At 61.8% G+C, this 17,235-nt stretch carries 16 protein-coding genes and 1 riboswitch; of the genes, 5 read left to right on the top strand and 11 right to left on the bottom strand.

Translation table 11 applies throughout. The features are described from left to right. The first annotated feature begins 133 nt into the window (after positions 1-133). Together GSQ73_RS02630 and GSQ73_RS02625 are read left to right on the top strand one after the other, a co-directional pair. Positions 134-1,258 carry a histidine kinase gene (locus GSQ73_RS02630; protein ID WP_158880722.1) on the top strand — a complete coding sequence of 375 codons (1,125 nt, stop codon included), beginning with the start codon at positions 134-136 and terminating at the stop codon, positions 1,256-1,258. Further along, positions 1,255-2,034, top strand: coding sequence for a LytTR family DNA-binding domain-containing protein (locus GSQ73_RS02625; RefSeq protein WP_158880720.1), 780 nt, complete (start codon positions 1,255-1,257; stop codon positions 2,032-2,034). Before GSQ73_RS02630 ends, GSQ73_RS02625 begins: the two co-directional genes overlap by 4 nt. Positions 2,035-2,070: 36 nt before the next feature. On the opposite strand, the gene GSQ73_RS02620 is transcribed toward GSQ73_RS02625, so the two are convergent. From GSQ73_RS02620 to glnK, 4 genes are all read right to left on the bottom strand, one after another. Then, complete coding sequence (locus GSQ73_RS02620; RefSeq protein WP_158880718.1) at positions 2,071-3,111, bottom strand: ribonucleotide-diphosphate reductase subunit beta; 1,041 nt, start codon at positions 3,109-3,111, stop codon at positions 2,071-2,073. A 42-nt stretch (positions 3,112-3,153) separates the two neighbouring features. Then, a complete protein-coding gene (locus tag GSQ73_RS02615; RefSeq protein WP_158880716.1) occupies positions 3,154-3,381 on the bottom strand; it encodes a hypothetical protein in 228 nt (75 codons plus the stop codon). A gap of 13 nt (positions 3,382-3,394) precedes the next feature. Next, complete coding sequence (locus tag GSQ73_RS02610) at positions 3,395-5,764, bottom strand: ribonucleoside-diphosphate reductase subunit alpha (protein ID WP_254063278.1); 2,370 nt, start codon at positions 5,762-5,764, stop codon at positions 3,395-3,397. Positions 5,765-6,059: 295 nt separating this feature from the next. Next, positions 6,060-6,274: riboswitch (cobalamin riboswitch) on the bottom strand. Positions 6,275-6,340: 66 nt separating this feature from the next. Continuing rightward, positions 6,341-6,679, bottom strand: a complete 339-nt coding sequence (gene glnK / locus GSQ73_RS02605) for a P-II family nitrogen regulator (protein ID WP_158880712.1) — start codon at positions 6,677-6,679, stop codon at positions 6,341-6,343. 188 nt (positions 6,680-6,867) lie between these two features. Here glnK and GSQ73_RS02600 point away from each other — a divergent pair, with 188 nt between their 5' ends. Together GSQ73_RS02600 and GSQ73_RS02595 are read left to right on the top strand one after the other, a co-directional pair. Further along, positions 6,868-7,125 (top strand): accessory factor UbiK family protein, encoded by a 258-nt coding sequence (locus tag GSQ73_RS02600; protein WP_158881675.1) that lies wholly within the window; start codon positions 6,868-6,870, stop codon positions 7,123-7,125. A gap of 144 nt (positions 7,126-7,269) precedes the next feature. Then, entirely contained in the window at positions 7,270-8,769 is a 1,500-nt protein-coding gene (locus GSQ73_RS02595; protein WP_158880710.1) for a YifB family Mg chelatase-like AAA ATPase, read from the top strand. A 74-nt stretch (positions 8,770-8,843) separates the two neighbouring features. Here GSQ73_RS02595 and GSQ73_RS02590 read toward each other — a convergent pair whose 3' ends face one another. From GSQ73_RS02590 to GSQ73_RS02560, 7 genes are all read right to left on the bottom strand, one after another. Continuing rightward, positions 8,844-9,440: a 1-acyl-sn-glycerol-3-phosphate acyltransferase gene (locus tag GSQ73_RS02590; RefSeq protein ID WP_158880708.1), complete on the bottom strand. Its 597-nt coding sequence runs from the start codon at positions 9,438-9,440 to the stop codon at positions 8,844-8,846. Continuing rightward, positions 9,437-9,859, bottom strand: coding sequence for an alternative ribosome rescue aminoacyl-tRNA hydrolase ArfB (gene arfB / locus GSQ73_RS02585; RefSeq protein ID WP_158880706.1), 423 nt, complete (start codon positions 9,857-9,859; stop codon positions 9,437-9,439). The genes GSQ73_RS02590 and arfB overlap by 4 nt, the downstream gene beginning before the upstream one ends. Positions 9,860-9,986: 127 nt before the next feature. Continuing rightward, positions 9,987-10,700 (bottom strand): pseudouridine synthase, encoded by a 714-nt coding sequence (locus GSQ73_RS02580; protein ID WP_158880704.1) that lies wholly within the window; start codon positions 10,698-10,700, stop codon positions 9,987-9,989. A gap of 8 nt (positions 10,701-10,708) precedes the next feature. After that, entirely contained in the window at positions 10,709-12,358 is a 1,650-nt protein-coding gene (gene ubiB, locus GSQ73_RS02575) for a ubiquinone biosynthesis regulatory protein kinase UbiB (RefSeq protein WP_158880702.1), read from the bottom strand. After that, positions 12,355-13,005, bottom strand: coding sequence for an SCP2 sterol-binding domain-containing protein (locus GSQ73_RS02570; protein WP_158880700.1), 651 nt, complete (start codon positions 13,003-13,005; stop codon positions 12,355-12,357). Before GSQ73_RS02570 ends, ubiB begins: the two co-directional genes overlap by 4 nt. Before the next feature lie 19 nt (positions 13,006-13,024). Next, positions 13,025-13,495, bottom strand: a complete 471-nt coding sequence (trmL, locus tag GSQ73_RS02565; protein ID WP_158880698.1) for a tRNA (uridine(34)/cytosine(34)/5-carboxymethylaminomethyluridine(34)-2'-O)-methyltransferase TrmL — start codon at positions 13,493-13,495, stop codon at positions 13,025-13,027. A gap of 290 nt (positions 13,496-13,785) precedes the next feature. Then, entirely contained in the window at positions 13,786-13,989 is a 204-nt protein-coding gene (locus GSQ73_RS02560) for a hypothetical protein (protein WP_158880696.1), read from the bottom strand. Positions 13,990-14,248: 259 nt separating this feature from the next. Between GSQ73_RS02560 and GSQ73_RS02555 the strand changes: the two genes are divergently transcribed. Beyond that, positions 14,249-17,143 carry a pitrilysin family protein gene (locus GSQ73_RS02555; protein ID WP_158880694.1) on the top strand — a complete coding sequence of 965 codons (2,895 nt, stop codon included), beginning with the start codon at positions 14,249-14,251 and terminating at the stop codon, positions 17,141-17,143. Positions 17,144-17,235 lie beyond the last annotated feature (92 nt).

Below are 17,235 nucleotides of genomic sequence, written 5' to 3'. Positions count from 1 at the left end.
GTTCGCAGCGATAGCGAATCGGGACGAATCGTCGACACGACGGGACCAGTCGTAGCCGTTGCCGAACGAGCTATCCGAAGCTGCTGAAGGGTGCGTAGGATGAAGCTCTGGTTTTTTGACGAGCTGTCTTCTTATGAAGTCCAACCGCATAAACACGCAGGACTTCGCACTCATCTGTGCGGGGTACGTTCTCGCCTGGATGGGCGTGTGCGTTTTGTTCGCCGGACTCTGGTTCGGGTTCGACGCCGTGCGCGGGCACGTGTGGCGTATCGAGGATTACGCGCGCTGGGCGTTGGTCGAGTGGTCGACGATTTTCATCATCGGTCCGTTCGCATTCTGGGCCGCGGCCCGCAAGCCGATCGATTCGCCGCATCGCGTCGCGCACTTTTTTCTGCATCTGCTGGCGAGCATCGGTTTTGCCGTGTTCGCGGTAATCGTCGGCACGGTGCTGTCGATCTTCGTCGAGCCCGGCAGCCCGAACATGGGCGAGCAGCTCGAGCAGTTCGCGACCAAGCATGGCGAAGCAGGATTTCTCTCCTACTGGTTGCTGGTGATGGTTCGACAAACGGCTTATCTGCAACGCGAGAAAACCCGCCGCGAACTGGAAGCCAATCGCCTGCAGGCGCAGCTTGCACACTCGCGGTTGCAGGTGCTGAAGATGCAACTGCACCCACATTTTCTGTTCAACACCTTGCACGCCGCGGCGACACTCGCACGCGAGGACGCCAGCGCCACCGAAGACATGCTCCTGCGCCTGGCCGAACTGCTGCGCGCTTATCTCGACGACGACCGGCAGGAGATCCTGCTGTCGCAGGAGTTGCAGCTGATCGATCTCTATCTCGGCATCCAGCGCGTGCGCTTCAAGGATCGTCTGACCTCGCGCGTGGACATCCATGCCGACGTGCTCGGATGCGAAGTGCCCAGCCTGATCCTGCAGCCGCTGGTGGAGAACGCGATCGGACACGGTATCGGCAAGCATGTCGGCGAGGACTGCATCGAGATCGAAGGCTATCGCGAAGGCGACCAACTTTGCCTCGACGTGAGCAATCGCAACAGCACGCTCGATATGGCGGCGGGCACGCTGGGCGCGCGCGGCATCGGCTTGTCCAATACGCGTCTGCGCCTGCAGGAGTTGTATGGCGATAGCGCGCAGCTCAGCATCCGCGCACTGGTTCCGCGCGGCGTGGTTTGCCGCATCCGCCTTCCATGCCGAATGCCCGATATGTCGGAAGCGCGAACCGCAGGCGCGACGCGATGAAGATCCGCGCGCTGGTTATCGACGACGAGCCGATCGCACGACTGAGCATCGTGCGCATGCTGCGCGAAGACGATGGCATCGAACTGATTGGCGAATACGGCGACGGCGCGAGTGCTCTTGAAGCGATTCGCCGGCAGGCACCGGATCTTATCTTCGTGGACATCCAGATGCCCGAGATGAGCGGCATCGATCTGGTCGCCGCCATCGATCCGGGTCGATTGCCCGCCACGGTCTTTGTCACCGCGTACGAGCAATACGCGGTGAAGGCATTCGAGGCGAATGCGGTGGATTATCTGGTCAAGCCCTTCAGTCGCGCACGTTTCCTGGTGACGCTGGCGCGCGTCAAGCATAGGCTTGCCGTCAACGATGCCGCGCTGGAAAAATCATCTTCCACGCAGGTGCTGCGCGCGCTCGAAGCCTTGCGTAAGGAGCAGGATTATCTGGCGCGCATTCCGGTGCGTGTCGACGAACACATCATTTTGGTTGACGTCGACGAGATCGACTGGCTCGAAGCCAATCGCAACACGGTGCGCGTGCATGCCGACAAGCACATCTACGAATTGCGCGAGACCATGACGAACCTGGAAGCGCGACTGCATCCGCGGCAATTCATTCGCGTACATCGATCGGCGATCGTCAACATCAAGCGGATCAAGGCGATCCATCCCTGGTTCAACGGCTATCACGTGCTGGTGCTGACGACGGGCCAGCAACTGCGCATGAGCCGGTATCAGCACGAGAGTTTTCTCAAGCTGATGGGCCGCCAGCACGACTGAGCGCGGCCATGCGCAAACCACGTATGCCTGCGATGCTCAAAACGCCATGTCGAATGCGACTTCGCCTTGCACGCCGACCTGATACGCGGAGACGCGGCGCTCGAAGAAGTTGGTGACTTCCTGCACGTCCTGCAGATCCATGAAGTCGAATGGATTGGTTGCGCCATATTGTTTCGGCAGGTCGAGCTGGGCGAGTCGTTGGTCGGCGCAGTACTCGAGGTACTGGCGCATGTCTTTCACTGACAACCCGGCGACGCCACCGGACAGCACGTCTTCGGCAAACAGGGTTTCGCAGGCGATCGCGTCTTCCATCATCGCGGCGATCTGCGCGCGCATGTCTGTATCGAACAGCTCCGGTTCCTGCGCGCGCACCGTGCGAACCACTTCAAATGCGAACGCCATGTGACCGCTTTCGTCGCGGAACACCCAGTTGGTGCCCGATGCGAGTCCATGCAGTAGCCCGCGCGAGCGCAGGAAATACACGTAGGCAAATGCGGCGAAGAAAAACAGTCCCTCGATGCACGCGGCAAAGCAGATCAGGTTGAGCAGGAACTGCCGACGCTGTTCGCGTGTTTCGAGCCGATGGAGATTCTGGATCGAGTCGATCCACTTGAAGCAGAAATCGCCTTTGGCGCGAATCGACGGAATATTCTCGATGGCTGCGAAAGCCTTGCTGCGTTCGGCGGGATCGGGAATGTAGGTGTCGAGCAGGGTGAGGTAGAACTGCACGTGCAGCGATTCTTCGTACAGCTGCCGCGAGAGATACATGCGCGCTTCGGGCGAGTTGATGTGCTGATAGAGATTCAACACCAGGTTGTTCGACACGATGGTGTCGCCGGTAGCGAAGAACGCGACGAGGCGATGAATCAGATGGCGATCCGCATCGGACATCTTGCTGCGCAGGTCGGTGGTATCGAGCGAAAAATCCACTTCCTCCACCGTCCAGGTGTTCTTGATCGCGTTGCGATACATCTCGTAGAACTCGGGGTAGCGCATCGGGCGCAGGGTGAGTTCGAAACCCGGTTCAAGCAGGTGGCTGGCGGGTGTCGCGATGATGTCGATGGGCTGGGTGGACATGGTGTTCCTTGATACGGGATCGTGAGCGATCTTCTTGTGGATTCAGTCGAGCTTGCGCGCGTAGTCGTCGTGCACGAAGCGGCTGATGTAGGTGGCGAGACCTTCGCCGGCCTGCGCAAGCAACTGCATGTTCTGCACGTGCTCATAGCCGGGCGAGGTCGCGTCGTATTCGTAGATGTCACCGTTGACGAAACGAATGCGAATGCTGGCGTCACCGATCTGGTAACCGGTGATGCCAGAGTTGCCGCTGAGGTTCGCGTAGCACTTCATCGTCGGTCGATCGTTATTGGCAGGACTCGCAGTACTCCGGATTCTCCAGCGAGCAAAACACTGCAGCGTTCGCCTGATCCTGATCGGGCACGCCCGGATCAGGCGCGCTGACTTTGCTTGGTGCCGAAACCGTGGTCTTGGTGATCTTGGTGGCCGGCCGCGAACGCAGGTAATACGTGGTCTTGATGCCGGCCTTCCACGCGTACATGTACATCGAACTGAGCTGGCCGATATTCGGGTTCTCCATGAACAGATTCAGCGACTGGCTCTGGTCGATAAACGCGCCGCGCGCGGCGGCCAGTTCGATCAGCGCCTTCTGCGGCAGCTCCCAGGTGGTGCGATAGATCAGCCGCAGCCGTTCGGGAATTGACGCGATGCCCTGGATCGAACCTTCCGCGAGCTTGATAGCGTCGCGCACTTCGGACGTCCAAAGTCCGAGTGCCTTCAGTTCGTCCGACAGGTAGCGATTCACCACGAGGAAATCGCCGGACAGCGTTTCGCGCTTGAACAGATTGCTGACCATCGGCTCGATGCATTCGTAGCAACCGGCAATCGAGGCGATGGTGGCGGTCGGTGCTATCGCGATCAGCAACGAGTTGCGCAGGCCGTGCGTCCTGATGCGCTCGCGCAATGCATCCCAGCGCTCCGAGTCACGCGGCGAGGACTTCGGCCAGTAGTCGAATTGCAGATCGCCATGGGCCGCGCGAGTTTCTGCGAAACCGGGGTGCGCGCCGACTTGCGCGGCCACTTCGTTCGACATCGACAGCGCATGAAAATAGATTTCTTCGGCGATGCGCGTGGAAAGCTCAAGCGCTTCGGCTGAGTCGAATGGGAGTCGCAGTTTGAAGAACACATCCTGCAAGCCCATCACGCCCAGACCGACCGGCCGCCATTTGCGGTTGGCCGAGGCGGCGGTATCGATCGGGTAGAAATTGAGATCGATCACGCGATCAAGTTGTCGCACGGCCGTGCGCGTGGTGGCGGCAAGCTGTTCGAAATCGAACGTACTGCTGCCGTCTTCGACGCGCACGACATGTCGCGCAAGATTGATCGAGCCGAGATTGCACACCGCGGTTTCGCCCGCGGACGTCACTTCCAGAATTTCCGTGCACAGGTTGGACAGATGAATCACGTTGTCCGGATGCGCGGTCTGGTTGCTGGTCGCGTTGCTGCGATCCTTGAAGGTGATCCAGCCGTTGCCGGTCTGCGCCAGCGTGCGCAACATGCGGGCGTAGAGTTCGCGTGCCTTGACTGTTTTGGTCGCCAATCCTTTCGCTTCGGCTTCGCGGTACGAGGCTTCGAATGTTTCGCCCCAGCTGTCGACAAAGTGCGGCACGAGTTTCGGATCGAACAGCGACCAGTCGCCGTCGCTCTCGACGCGACGCATGAATTCGTCCGGAATCCAGTTGGCCAGATTGAGGTTGTGCGTGCGACGGGCGTCATCGCCGGTGTTATCGCGCAGTTCGAGGAATTCCTCGATGTCCGCGTGCCACGGCTCCAGATAAACGCAGGCCGCGCCTTTGCGCTTGCCGCCCTGGTTCACCGCGGCGACCGACGCATCCAGCGTTTTCAGCCACGGCACCAATCCGTTGGAATGTCCGTTGGTGCCCTTGATCAGCGAGCCGCGCGAACGTACGCGCGAATAAGCCAGGCCGATGCCGCCGGCGAACTTGCTCAGCTTGGCGACGTCCGCGTACTTGTCGTAGATCGATTCCAGCGAATCGGTCGGCGAATCGAGAAGGAAACACGACGACAACTGTTCGTGCGTGGTACCGGCGTTGAACAACGTGGGCGAGCTGGCGATATATTCGAGCGACGAAAGCAGGCGATAGAGTTCCAGCGTTTCGCCGATCTCGTTGCCACCGAGCGCGCAGGCGATGCGCATGAAGAAATGCTGCGGCGTTTCGATCACCAGACGCTTCTGCGGATGGCGCAGCAGGTAGCGGTCGTACACCGTGCGCAGGCCAAAATACTCGAACCGGCGCGACGCGAACGGATCGATCGCGTCATTGAGCTTGCGTGCGTTGACGGATACGAAATCGCGCAGGCGTGCGTTGAGAATGCCGAGTTCCGCGCCACGCGCGATCGACTGCGAGAAGCTCTGGATTTCCTGGCCGCTCACTTCCTTGTCGATGAACGCACTGAGCAGGCGTGCGGCGAGCTGGCCGTACTCGGGTTCTTCGGCGGTGAGCGCGGCGGCCGTGCGGATCGAAAGCTGGTCGAGTTCCTGCGTGGTGGCGCCGTCATAGAGGCCGCCGATTGTCTTGAGCGCCACACGCAGCGGATCGACTGCGTGCAGACCTTCGCTGCTGCGCGTCACCGCGCGCATGATCTTGTTGACGTCGACGACTTCCTGCCCACCGTTGCGTTTGGTGACGCGCATCTGGCCGGGGTTGTGCGACGGCGTCAGCGTGAAGGCGCTGCCATCGGTGGAGCCGGTGGTGAGTGGCCCTGCGGCGGCGAGGTCGAGGTGTGAATCATCCGTGCGCGCGCTGGTGCGCTCGCGGCTGGCGGTATCGAGGGGTTGCATGGCAATGGCTCCGGCATGGATATCAAACACCTGCTCCCGCGCGCAGGGCCTGAAGTGTCTTGTTCCATGGACGGTCGTGGAGCGTGCACACCCTGAAAGTGGCCGACCCGCGACGCGCTTCCCCACGGAAGTCGTCACTACGCATCGGGCGCATGCCCGATGTGTCGGCAGGTCTTCGGACTTGCGGACATGGATCTCGCGATCCGCCTACTTGTCGCCGCTTCCCAGCCGCGATGGCCAGTGCATGTGGTGACGTTCGTTTCCGCTCTACCGCTGCGGGGCAGTTCCGGATTTACACCGGATTCCCTTTTAAGTCCGACTGACGATCGCGTCTGGCCGGACACCGACCAACACAACATATCGGGTGGTTACGGTGAGGTCAACCCAATAACTTGTGGATAAGTCGTGGCAGGGAAGTTGGCGTGGCCGTCAAAGCGCGTCGTGGTCGAGTTCACCAGTACGGATGCGTATGACCTGCTCGAGCGTGGTGACGAAAATCTTGCCGTCACCGATTTTTCCAGTGCGTGCCGAATGCTGGATCGCTTCGAGCACGCGCTCGAGCTGGTCGTCCGCGACTGCGGCTTCCAGTTTGATCTTGGGCAGAAAGTCGACCACGTATTCCGCGCCGCGATAGAGTTCGGTGTGACCTTTCTGGCGACCAAATCCCTTGACCTCGGTCACCGTGACGCCCTGCACGCCGACTTCAGCGAGCGCTTCACGCACGTCATCCAGCTTGAACGGCTTGATGATGGCTACGACCAACTTCATGGGCTTTCCTCGGCTGATTTGGCAACGGCGTGTATCACGACGTATCGTGCATTCTGCCCCCGCCGGTGCGCGCTGTCGCCTGTGAGCAGCGTGTAAGGCAATTCCTACAACGTTTGGTGGAGCATCCCTATGGCGCCTTTGTTTTTCATTCACCTAGACTTCACGTCGACGAGCTCGAGGCGCTATCCATGATGGATAGGCAGGACATCGATCAGATTGCCCTGCGACTTGCGTCGTTGGTTCCGCCAGGGTTGGCAAAGGCGCAGAAGGATTTGCAAGCCAACTTCCATGACGTTCTGGCGCAGGGATTGCGCCGTCTCGACCTGGTCACCCGCGAGGAGTTCGAAGTCCAAAGTCAGGTACTGGCGCGTACTCGCGCCAAGGTCGACGAACTGGAACGCCGCGTAGCCGATCTCGAGGCCAGCGTAACGACCCGCGGAAGTTGATGCCACCGGCTCCCGGGAGCCGCCCCCGATCCGTCACCTCACCCCGAGAGCGATCGGGGGCGGTTAGTTATCCAGCCCTGAATGGAGTCGCTCGATGTCCGCGCATGTCAGCGACCCGCATTTGCGTGAGCAGCGCGCTGCCGCATGAGCCTTGCCGTCTCGCTCAGTCGAGCCCAGGAAGGGATTTCCGCACCGCAGGTCGTGGTCGAAGTTCATCTTTCGGGGGGTCTGCCGTCTACCAACATCGTCGGCTTGCCCGAAGCGGCGGTTCGCGAAGCGCGTGATCGCGTGCGCGTGGCCATCCAGAACACCGCCTTCGAATATCCCAATCGGCGTGTCACCGTGAATCTGGCGCCGGCGGAACTGCCAAAGGATGGCGGGCGTTTCGACCTTGCGATTGCTTTGGGCATTCTTGCTGCCAGCGGTCAGGTGCCACGCGACAAGCTCGACGACTGCGAATTCCTGGGTGAGCTCGCGCTTACCGGCGCGTTGCGCAGTGTTTCCGGCGTGCTGCCCGCGTTGCTGCGTGCAAGGGCGCTGGGGCGAAAAATGGTGGTGCCGCGCGAGAACTCGGCCGAAGCTGCACTGGTTCCCGATGTGGACGTCCGTGTCGCGGACACACTGGCCGAAGTCTGCGGCTGGTTGCACGGCGCCAATGAATTGTCGGCGCCCGTGGGCATACCCAGCGATGGCGGCGCGATGGATGGCCCCGATCTGCATGACGTTCGCGGACAGCTGCAGGCGCGGCGCGCGCTGGAAATCACGGCAGTGGGTGGTCATCACCTGCTGCTGATGGGGCCGCCAGGCACCGGCAAAACGATGCTTGCCGAACGATTGCCGGGCATCCTGCCGCCGCTCTCGGAATCCGAGGCGCTGGAAACCTGCGCCGTGCTTTCCGTCTCGGGGCAGGCGACCGATCTCGCCAGTTGGCGCCGCCGTCCTTTCAGAGCCCCGCATCACACCGCATCGGCGGTCGCCCTGGTCGGCGGCGGTTCGCATCCGCGACCAGGTGAAATTTCGCTGGCGCACAACGGTGTGCTGTTTCTGGACGAACTGCCGGAATTCAGTCGACACGTGCTGGAAGTTCTTCGTGAGCCGATGGAATCGGGACACATCGTGATTTCGCGCGCGGCACGGCAATCGACCTTTCCCGCGCAGTTCCAGCTGGTCGGCGCCATGAATCCATGCCCATGCGGCTACGCCGGCGATCCACGCCAGCGTTGCCAATGCACGCCGGATCAGATCAAGCGTTACCGGTCGCGCATTTCCGGTCCGTTGCTCGATCGCATCGATCTGTGCGTGGACGTTCCGCAAGTGCCGTTGAGTGAGCTCGGCGCGCCGCGAGGCGAACGTGACGAGAACTCCGCAACCGTTCGCGCGCGCGTGTTGAACGCACGTCGTCAGGCGCTGATGCGGGCAGGTCGGCCCAACGCTGAAATCAACACGCGGGAGCTGGAACGCGACTGCGCGCTAGGCACCGCGGAGCGACGCTGGTTCGAGACAGCGCTCGAACGCCTCGGCATCTCCGCACGTGGTTATCACCGCATACTGCGCGTCGCACGCACCATTGCCGACATCGATGGTGGCGCAGCGCTGCTGGAGCGCGAGCATCTCGCCGAAGCGCTGCAATACCGACGGCTCTGATGATTCGTGCGTACTGACAGGCGGCGAACCGCGCGGCCTCGCCGGCAGCCGTGAATCATGTGCCATCGAGGCAATCACACGTTGCGATGCTTGCCCTGGAACGGCGCGTAAAAAGCGCGCAAGCGCAGCAAGTCGGTTTCCATGTCGTCACTGGTGTCGAAGAGCGGACCAACGCCGATGACCTTGTCCGGATAATGAAAGTACACCGGTAGAACAGGCACGCCGGCGTCGTGGGCGATGTGCCAGAAACCGCTCTTCCATCGCGTGACCTTCTTGCGCGTGCCCTCTGGCGCGATGCCGAGCCACAACGTATCGCGATGCGCGTACTGATCGATCATTTGTTCCACCACGCCCTTGGTGGCACTGCGGTCGATCGCCATGCCGCCGAGTCGCCGCAGCAGGCCGCCGAGTGGCCCGTGAAACAGCTCCTGCTTGGCCATGAAGTTCACGTCGGCGCCCATGGCTACTTTCATCAACAGGCCCCACACACCGTCCCACCAGGACGAATGCGGTGCCGCGATGAGTACCAGTCGCGGCACGTCGGGAAACTCGCCGACCAATCTCCAGCCGAACATGCGCAGCACCATCCGGCAAAGGCGTCGCTGCCAGCCATCGCGCAGCTGCGGCATGCGCGGCGGCAATTGCGATGGCGAAGGCACGCCTCCCTTCATTCGATATCCGGTTTGCGCGAACGATTCTGCTTGATCTTGCCGCGCTGCAGCTTGCCGACCAGTCGGCGTTCCTTCGACGCACGCGTGGGTTTGGTGGCGACGCGCTTTTTCGGCGGCAGCAATGCACTCCGGATAACCTCGACCAGCCGTTCGCGTACATCATCGCGATTGCGCACCTGATCGCGAAAGCGTCGCCCCTGAATCACCAGCACGCCGTCGCCGGTGAGCCGACGATCGCGGCGCGCCAGTAACCGCGCGCGAATTTGTTCCGAAAGCGAAGGAGAGTTCACGACGTCGAAGCGCAATTCCACCGCACTCTCCGTGCGATTCACGTGCTGGCCGCCAGGACCATCGGCACGCAAAAAACGTTCGACGAGTTCGGACTCGGGCAACGAAATGGAATGACTGACGATCAACATGCGCGAAGTGTAGGGGCAAGCGCGGAGACGGAGCGAGTGGCAGAAGCGAGAAGAATGGCCGAGACGAATAATTAGGACGTCGGAGCGTGGCCATCGCATTCGCCATCATCGACTGGGCGACAGGCTGTTATCTGCTTTCCATTTCTTCCGGGACTCTCCATCCGAAGCGCGCAAGCAGACTTTCGTATGCATTATCCAGCGGCGCCTCAATCGACATCGGCTTGCCGCTGACCGGATGTGCAAAGCGCAATTGCCACGCATGCAGCAGCATGCGGTGACAACCGAAGTGCTGCTTGTAGAGGCGATTGTGATCGCCGCGGCCGTGCTGGCAGTCACCGATCACCGGATGATGGATATGTGCCAGATGTTTGCGTATCTGCCGGAACCGCCCGCTTTCCGGCTCCGCCTGCACCAATGCATAGCGTTGCTGCGGATAGCGACCGAGTTCGATCGGCACTTCGATCGTTGCCAGTCGCTGATAATGCGTGCGCGCCTCGCGGCGTGGCCCGGTCTCGCGCGAACCAGGCAGCGCGTAGTCGATCAGTCCTTGCACGGGATCGGGCCAGCCACGTACCACGGCAAGGTATTTCTTGCACACGTGGCGTCCCATGAACTGCTCGCCCAGTGCAGCGGACATCTCGCTGCTACGCGCAATCAACAGCACGCCGCTGGTGGCACGATCGAGCCGATGCGCGAGCTGCACGGTTCCACCGATCTGGTCGCGCAACAAATCGATCAGGAATTCCTCCGCGTTGCCGACCATCTTCGATCGATGCACGGCGAGGCCTGCAGGCTTGTTCACCGCGATCAGCGCGTCGTCCTGGTAGAGGATGTCGAGCATGTTGCCGCTCAGCGCGAACGCGGCCAGCCGATGGCGAATGCCAGCAACCCTGCGATGGTGGCAAGCGATGCCGGCCAGAGATGGTGCGATGTGGACAATGTCCAGAGCAGTGCGGCACTGATCAGCAACGAGCTTCCAAGCAGGCTGCACGCAAGCAGGCGCTGCTGGCGTCGGGCGTTATCGCGCAGCGATTGAAGTGCTGCCGGATCGCTCACACTGCGTTGTTCGCCGCGGCTGATCTGACGCAATGCGTCGCGCACCAATTCGGGTAATTGCGGTGCACTGTGCAGCCACTCAGGCAATCGCTTGCGCACATCGCGCAATGCGCGCAGCGGGCTATAGCGTTCGCGCAGGATGCGTTTCAGAACGGGATGCGCCACCGCCCAGATGTCGATCTCCGGATCGAGCATGCGGCCGACGCCTTCAATGTTCAGCAGCGTCTTCTGCAACAGGATCAATTGCGGTTGCAGCGTGAGTTCAAACCGGCGCGCAGTCTGGAAAAGTTTCACTACCAACTCGGCCAGGGAAATCTGAGCCAGCGGACGCGTGAAATAGGGTTCGCACACCGTGCGCACGGCGGCTTCGAGTTCGTCCAGCCGCACGTCGGCTGGCATCCAGCCGGCGGCGACGTGCAGTTGCGCGATCCGTGCGTAGTCGCGCTCGAACAGCGCGACAAAATTCTGCGCGAGCCAGTATTGGTCGGCCTCGGGCAGTGAGCCCATGATGCCGAAATCCAGCGCGATGAAACGTGGCTCGTCGAGGCGGCTGGAGTCGACCCAGATATTTCCCGGATGCGCATCGGCGTGGAAGAAATTGTCACGGAAAACCTGTTCGTAGAACACCCGCACGCCTTTGGCGGCGAGTGCTTTTCGATCGAGGCCGGCCTTTTCGATCGCGACAATGTCGTCACTGCTGATGCCGTGGACGCGTTCCAGCGTCAGCACGCGCGTGGACGTCAGCTCCCAGTGAACCTCGGGGACATACAAATCCACGCCGCTGGCGAAATTGCGCTTGAGCAGGCTGGCGCTGGCACCTTCGCGCTGCAGGTCCAACTCGTTTTCCAGCATCTTCTCGACTTCGGCCACGACATCGAGTGGGCGAATCTTGTCCGCGTTCGGATGCCAGCGCTGGGCCAGTTCGCCGAGCGAGTGAAGCAGTCGCACATCGCGATCGATGCGTGCATCGATGCCGGGGCGAAGCACCTTCACCACCACTTCGCGACCATCGTGCAGCGTGGCGGCGTGCACCTGGGCGATCGATGCCGAGGCCAGCGGCACTTCATCGAAATGGGCGTATAGACGTCCAATCGGGCTTTTTAGTTCGCGCTCGACGATCGCGCGCGCCTCGGCGCCATCGAACGGCTCGACCTGATCCTGCAGTAGCGAGAGCTCGTCGGCGATGTCGGCCGGGATCAGATCGCGGCGTGTGGAAAGCACTTGCCCGGCCTTGACGAAAATCGGCCCCAGGTCGGTCAGCGCCAGCCGCAGACGTTCGCCGCGCGGAAGGTCGCGCACATCGACTCGCGGGCGCGCCATGAACGGTCGCAACAGCTTGAGCGGACGGAAAAGATGGGCGGCATCGATCAATTCGTCGAGCCGATACGCGAGCAGTACGGAAGCCACCCGCAACAACCGTGGCACCACTTTCAACGGCGTCACGCGGTGCTGCCTTTCAGGCGTTGCGCGAGCCGTTGCACACGCGACTCCAATCGTTCGCTGCGATCGCGCAAGGTATCCACGCCGTCCAGAAACCCTTCGACTTCACCGGGCGCCATGGCAACGCGTACTTCGTCACGCAGCCAGTCGGCGCCGTCGTCGGTGAGATGGCTGGCGGTTTCGCGTGCGTGCGCGAGACCTTTGCGCACGGCCTTGGCGAGCGGTACACCGAGCACGTCGCCGAAGGTGCGTGCGAACGCTTCCTCGAAATCCGGAGCGAACTTGCTGGCGAGTTTCTCCAGCCGGCGCGCGAGTTCGGCATCGCCGGCAATGTCGACCTTGCCGGGCGCGATGCCGTCGTCGTCGCGACGGAACATCATCGACAACAGGCTGCCCGGCGTGGCCGCGACGCGCAGATGCGAATCGTCCTGCGGCGGTCCGACCTTGAGCCGATCGTTTTCGACCGTCACCGCCAACGCGATGTCAGGACCACGCAGATGCAGTTGCACGCTGCGACCATCCAGCGCGATCAATCGCTGGCGCGTATCGGGATCGAGCGACAGTGTGTGGTTGAGCGCGGTTTCGAGCGCGCGGCCAGCAAGTTTGCGCAGCGGCTGTGGCAACCAGGCGTTGGGAGTGGCGGCATTCATCCGCTGATTGTAGCTGGCGTCAGACGCTCGCGGCGCCGACGAATCCGAGCTGCCGCCAGGCTTCGTACACGGCAATGGCGACGGTGTTCGAAAGGTTCAGGCTGCGGCTGTGCGCGGCCATCGGCAGGCGCAGGCGTTGCACAGGTGGAATCGCATCCAGCACATCTGCTGGCAAGCCCGCGGTTTCGCAACCGAACAACAGGGCGTCGCCAGCTTTGAATGTGGCGTCCACGTGCGCGACCGCGCCGCGCGTGGTGAAGGCAAAGACGCGTGGTGTTCCGATGGCAGCGAGGCAAGTGGGCAGATCGTCGTGTACCACGACGCTTGCGTACTCGTGATAGTCCAGGCCCGCGCGGCGCAATCGCGCGTCGTCGAGTTCGAAGCCGAGTGGCCGAACGAGATGCAGCGCCGAACCGGTATTCGCGCAGAGGCGAATCACATTGCCGGTATTGGGCGGTATCTCGGGGCGAAACAGGATGACGTTGAGCATGGCGGCATTATCGCGTGGACCGCGCTGCCATGCGCAAAGCGTCGGCCATCTTCAGATGGGTCTTCAGCCAGCGTCGCGCGCGCAACGGGCATCGGCTGTCGCGCAATGAGACGTTGCGGAATGGGTTGCACCCGATAGCTGCACGGATGCCGGCGTGATCCTCAACATGGCGCTCATGACCAGAACGCACAGCGCGATGCACGCTGCAAAAAGGCCGTTCAACATGATGGTTTCGAATTTCATGATGCTTTTCCTGCCGGCCGTGGCCGACGATTCAATGACGGGAAAAATCAGCTGGCGATACGCGGGCAGATCACGCCATCCGCCGGCAGCGCGCAGCTCGTGGGTGCCGCGAGCAGTACTGAAGCAACCTTGCTGCTACCGGCCAGTTGCACGGATGCCGGTGTGGTTTTCAGCATGGCGCCCATGATCAGCGCGCAAACGGTGATGCAGGCAATGAACAGGCCGCGCAACATGATGGTTTCAATTTTCATGACGTTTCTCTCCGAGGGCGAATGCCTTGTGCAGTGGTTAGAGCAAACCGCGTGCCAGTCCTGGCAGCGACTCTAAATCGCTGAAACAAAAAGAATTCGTCTGGATGTTTCGGCTATGCATCGCTGTCCGCGGACACTTACTCACGCACGCCGGACAGATGTGCAGCGGACGCGTCGTGGCCGCGCGTCAAAACATTGCCGCGCGTTCGGGGCGTCGGTTAGCCTTCGTGGACACAACCGTGAAACAGGAGAGTTCACCGTGGCAAAGAAACCGCTCGCACTGCTGATCGCCGGCCTTCTCACATTGGCGGGTGGCGTCCCGTTGATTGTCTCCGCAGCCGTGGACGGCCACGCCAAGGCCACATTGCCGGACATCCCTTTCACGCGTTTCACCTTGCCCAACGGGCTCACCGTCGTCGTCAGCGAAGATCACAAGGCGCCGGTGGTGGCAGTGGCGATGTGGTACCACGTCGGCTCGGCGCGCGAGCCGATCGGCAAGAGCGGTTATGCGCATCTGTTCGAGCACCTGATGTTCGAGCGTTCCGGTCATCACGATGGCAACTATTTTCAGCCGTTCGAAAAAGTCGGCGCCACCGGCATGAACGGCACCACGGCCAACGATCGCACCAACTATTTCGAAACCGTGCCGACCACCGCGCTCGACATGGCGCTGTGGATGGAATCCGATCGCATGGCCTACCTGCCGCAGGCGCTGGATTTGCAGGAAGTGAACCAGCAGCGCGGCGTGGTGCAGAACGAAAAGCGCCAGGACGAAAACGAGCCCTACGGCCTGCGTGTGCAGGAAAACATCGAGGCCAACGCGTATCCGCTGAACCATCCGTATCACCACGACACGATCGGTTCGATGAAGGATCTGAACGCCGCGTCGCTGGACGACGTCAAGGCTTGGTTCGGCACGTACTACGGCCCGACCAACGCGACACTCGTGCTGGTCGGCGACATCACGCCGGCGGAAGCAAAGGCGAAAGCGCTTAAATATTTTGGCGACATTCCGGCCGGGCCGCCGGTTGCGCGGTTGCAGCCGTGGGCTTTTCCGCGCGATGACTCGACCCGCGGCACGATGAGCATGGATGTCCCGCAAGTGCACATTTATAGCGAGTGGAATACGCCGCAGAACGGTACCGACGCCGACAACCTGCTCAGCCTGGCAGCCACCGTTCTCGGCGACGGAAAAACCTCGCGTCTGTATCAGCGGCTCGTTTATCAGGACAAGCTCGCCGACGACGTGTCGGTCGGCCAGAACTCGGGCGAGCTTGCGTCGCAGTTCGAGCTCGAGGTGGACGTCAAGAAAGGCATCGACCCGGCCAAGGCCGAAGCGGCCGTCGCCGATGTATGGAAAACCTTTCTCAAGGAAGGACCCACCGCGGATGAACTCGAACGCGCCAAGACGCGCTTCCGTGCCAACTACGTGCGCCGGCTGGAAGACGTCGGCGGCTTCGGCGGCAAGGCCACCGTGCTCGCGGCGTCGCAGGTGTATCAAGGCGATCCCGGCGCATGGCGCAAGGACCTCGCAACGATGATGGCGGCCACGCCCGCACAGGTGCGCGACGCCGCGCGCCAGTGGGTGGGCAAGGGCGACTACAGCTTGATCGTTTCGCCATTGGCCAAGGGCGTTACCGCGTCCACCGAGGACGTGGCCGAAACCGGCGGACTCGGCAACGCTCCGGGCGCACCGCAGCCGGTGCTGCCCGCGCCGCGCACATGGCACACCGTGAAGAGCGACGTCGATCGCAGCAAGGGCGTGCCGGCTGTTACTACATTCCCCGATCTCAAATTCCCGACCCTGCAGCACGCGAAACTCGACAACGGCATCGAGGTGGTGCTGGCCGAACGCCATGGCGTACCGCTGGTGCAGATGGAGTTGCTGTTCGATGCTGGATACGCGGCCGATCACGACGGAAAGCTCGGCACGTCGAGCTTCACCATGGCGATGCTCAACGAAGGCACCGCAGATCTCGATTCCATCCAGCTCACCAACAGCACGCAGCGACTGGGTTCGCAGATCGACACCGGCTGTGGCCTGGACTACTGCAACGCCACGTTGAACGCACTCGATGATCAGGTCGTTCCCACGCTGAAACTGGTGGCCGACATCGTGCGCCATCCGGCATTCCGCGAAAACGACATCGCGCGTCGTCGCGGCCAGTGGCTGTCCGGCATCGCACAGGAAAAATCGCAGCCGATCGGCATGGCGTTGCGCAACCTGCCGCCACTGCTTTACGGAAAGGATCACGCCTACGGTATGCCGTTCACCGGCTCGGGTACCGAGGCGTCGATCAAGTCGATCGATGCCACTGACATGCGCAGTTTCATGACGCATTACATCCGCCCGGACAACGTGAAAATTCTGGTTGCCGGCGACACCACGCTGGCCACGCTGGTGCCGCAACTCAACGCGGCATTCGGCGACTGGAAAGCACCCGCCGAATCGATACCGGCAAAGAACATCGCCAAGGTGGAATATCCGGCGAAGGCCCGTGTATTCCTGATGGATCGCCCCGGTTCGCTGCAGTCGGTGATTCTCGCCGGTGAAGTGGCACCGCCAACCGGCGTGGCCAACAACCTGCAGATCAACACGATGAATGGCGCGTTCGGCGGCAGCTTCACCTCGCGTCTCAACATGAATCTGCGCGAGGGCAAGCACTGGGCATACGGCGCCTTCAGCTTCCTGCAGAACGCGGTCGGGCAACGGCCTTTCATGATCTATGCGCCGGTGCAGACCGACAAGACCGCCCCGTCAGTCAGCGAAGCGTTAATGGAAGCAAAGGCCGTCATCGGACCCAAGCCGCTCGAACGCGAAGAGATCCAGAAGATCAAGGACGGCGACGTGCGCGCCATGCCGGGCCAATACCAGGCGGTGGATTCCATCGTCGATGCGATGCGTTCCATTTCGCTGTATCACCGCCCCGACGATTACGTGCAGACGCTGAAATCGCGCATCGAGGCTCAGAAAGACAAGGACGTGCAGGCCGCCGCTGCGGAGGTCATTCAGCCGGACCATCTCACCTGGGTGATCGTCGGCGACCTCAAGAGCATCGAGGCGCCGGTGCGGGCGTTGAACCTGGGCGACGTGCAGATTCTCGATGCCGATGGTCAACCGGTGGGCGCGACGGCCACTGCCACGAAGAAATAGTTTGGCCGTTGGGCATCCATTCGGATGTCGCGATGTCCTCGCGTTAGGATGGAGGCCGCGCCGGGATGGCGCGGCCTTTCCACCTCAAGTCA

The organism is Rhodanobacter sp. L36 (assembly GCF_009765755.1).
Taxonomy (GTDB): Bacteria; Pseudomonadota; Gammaproteobacteria; order Xanthomonadales; family Rhodanobacteraceae; genus Rhodanobacter.
This window is presented reverse-complemented; position numbering and strand designations above follow the sequence as displayed.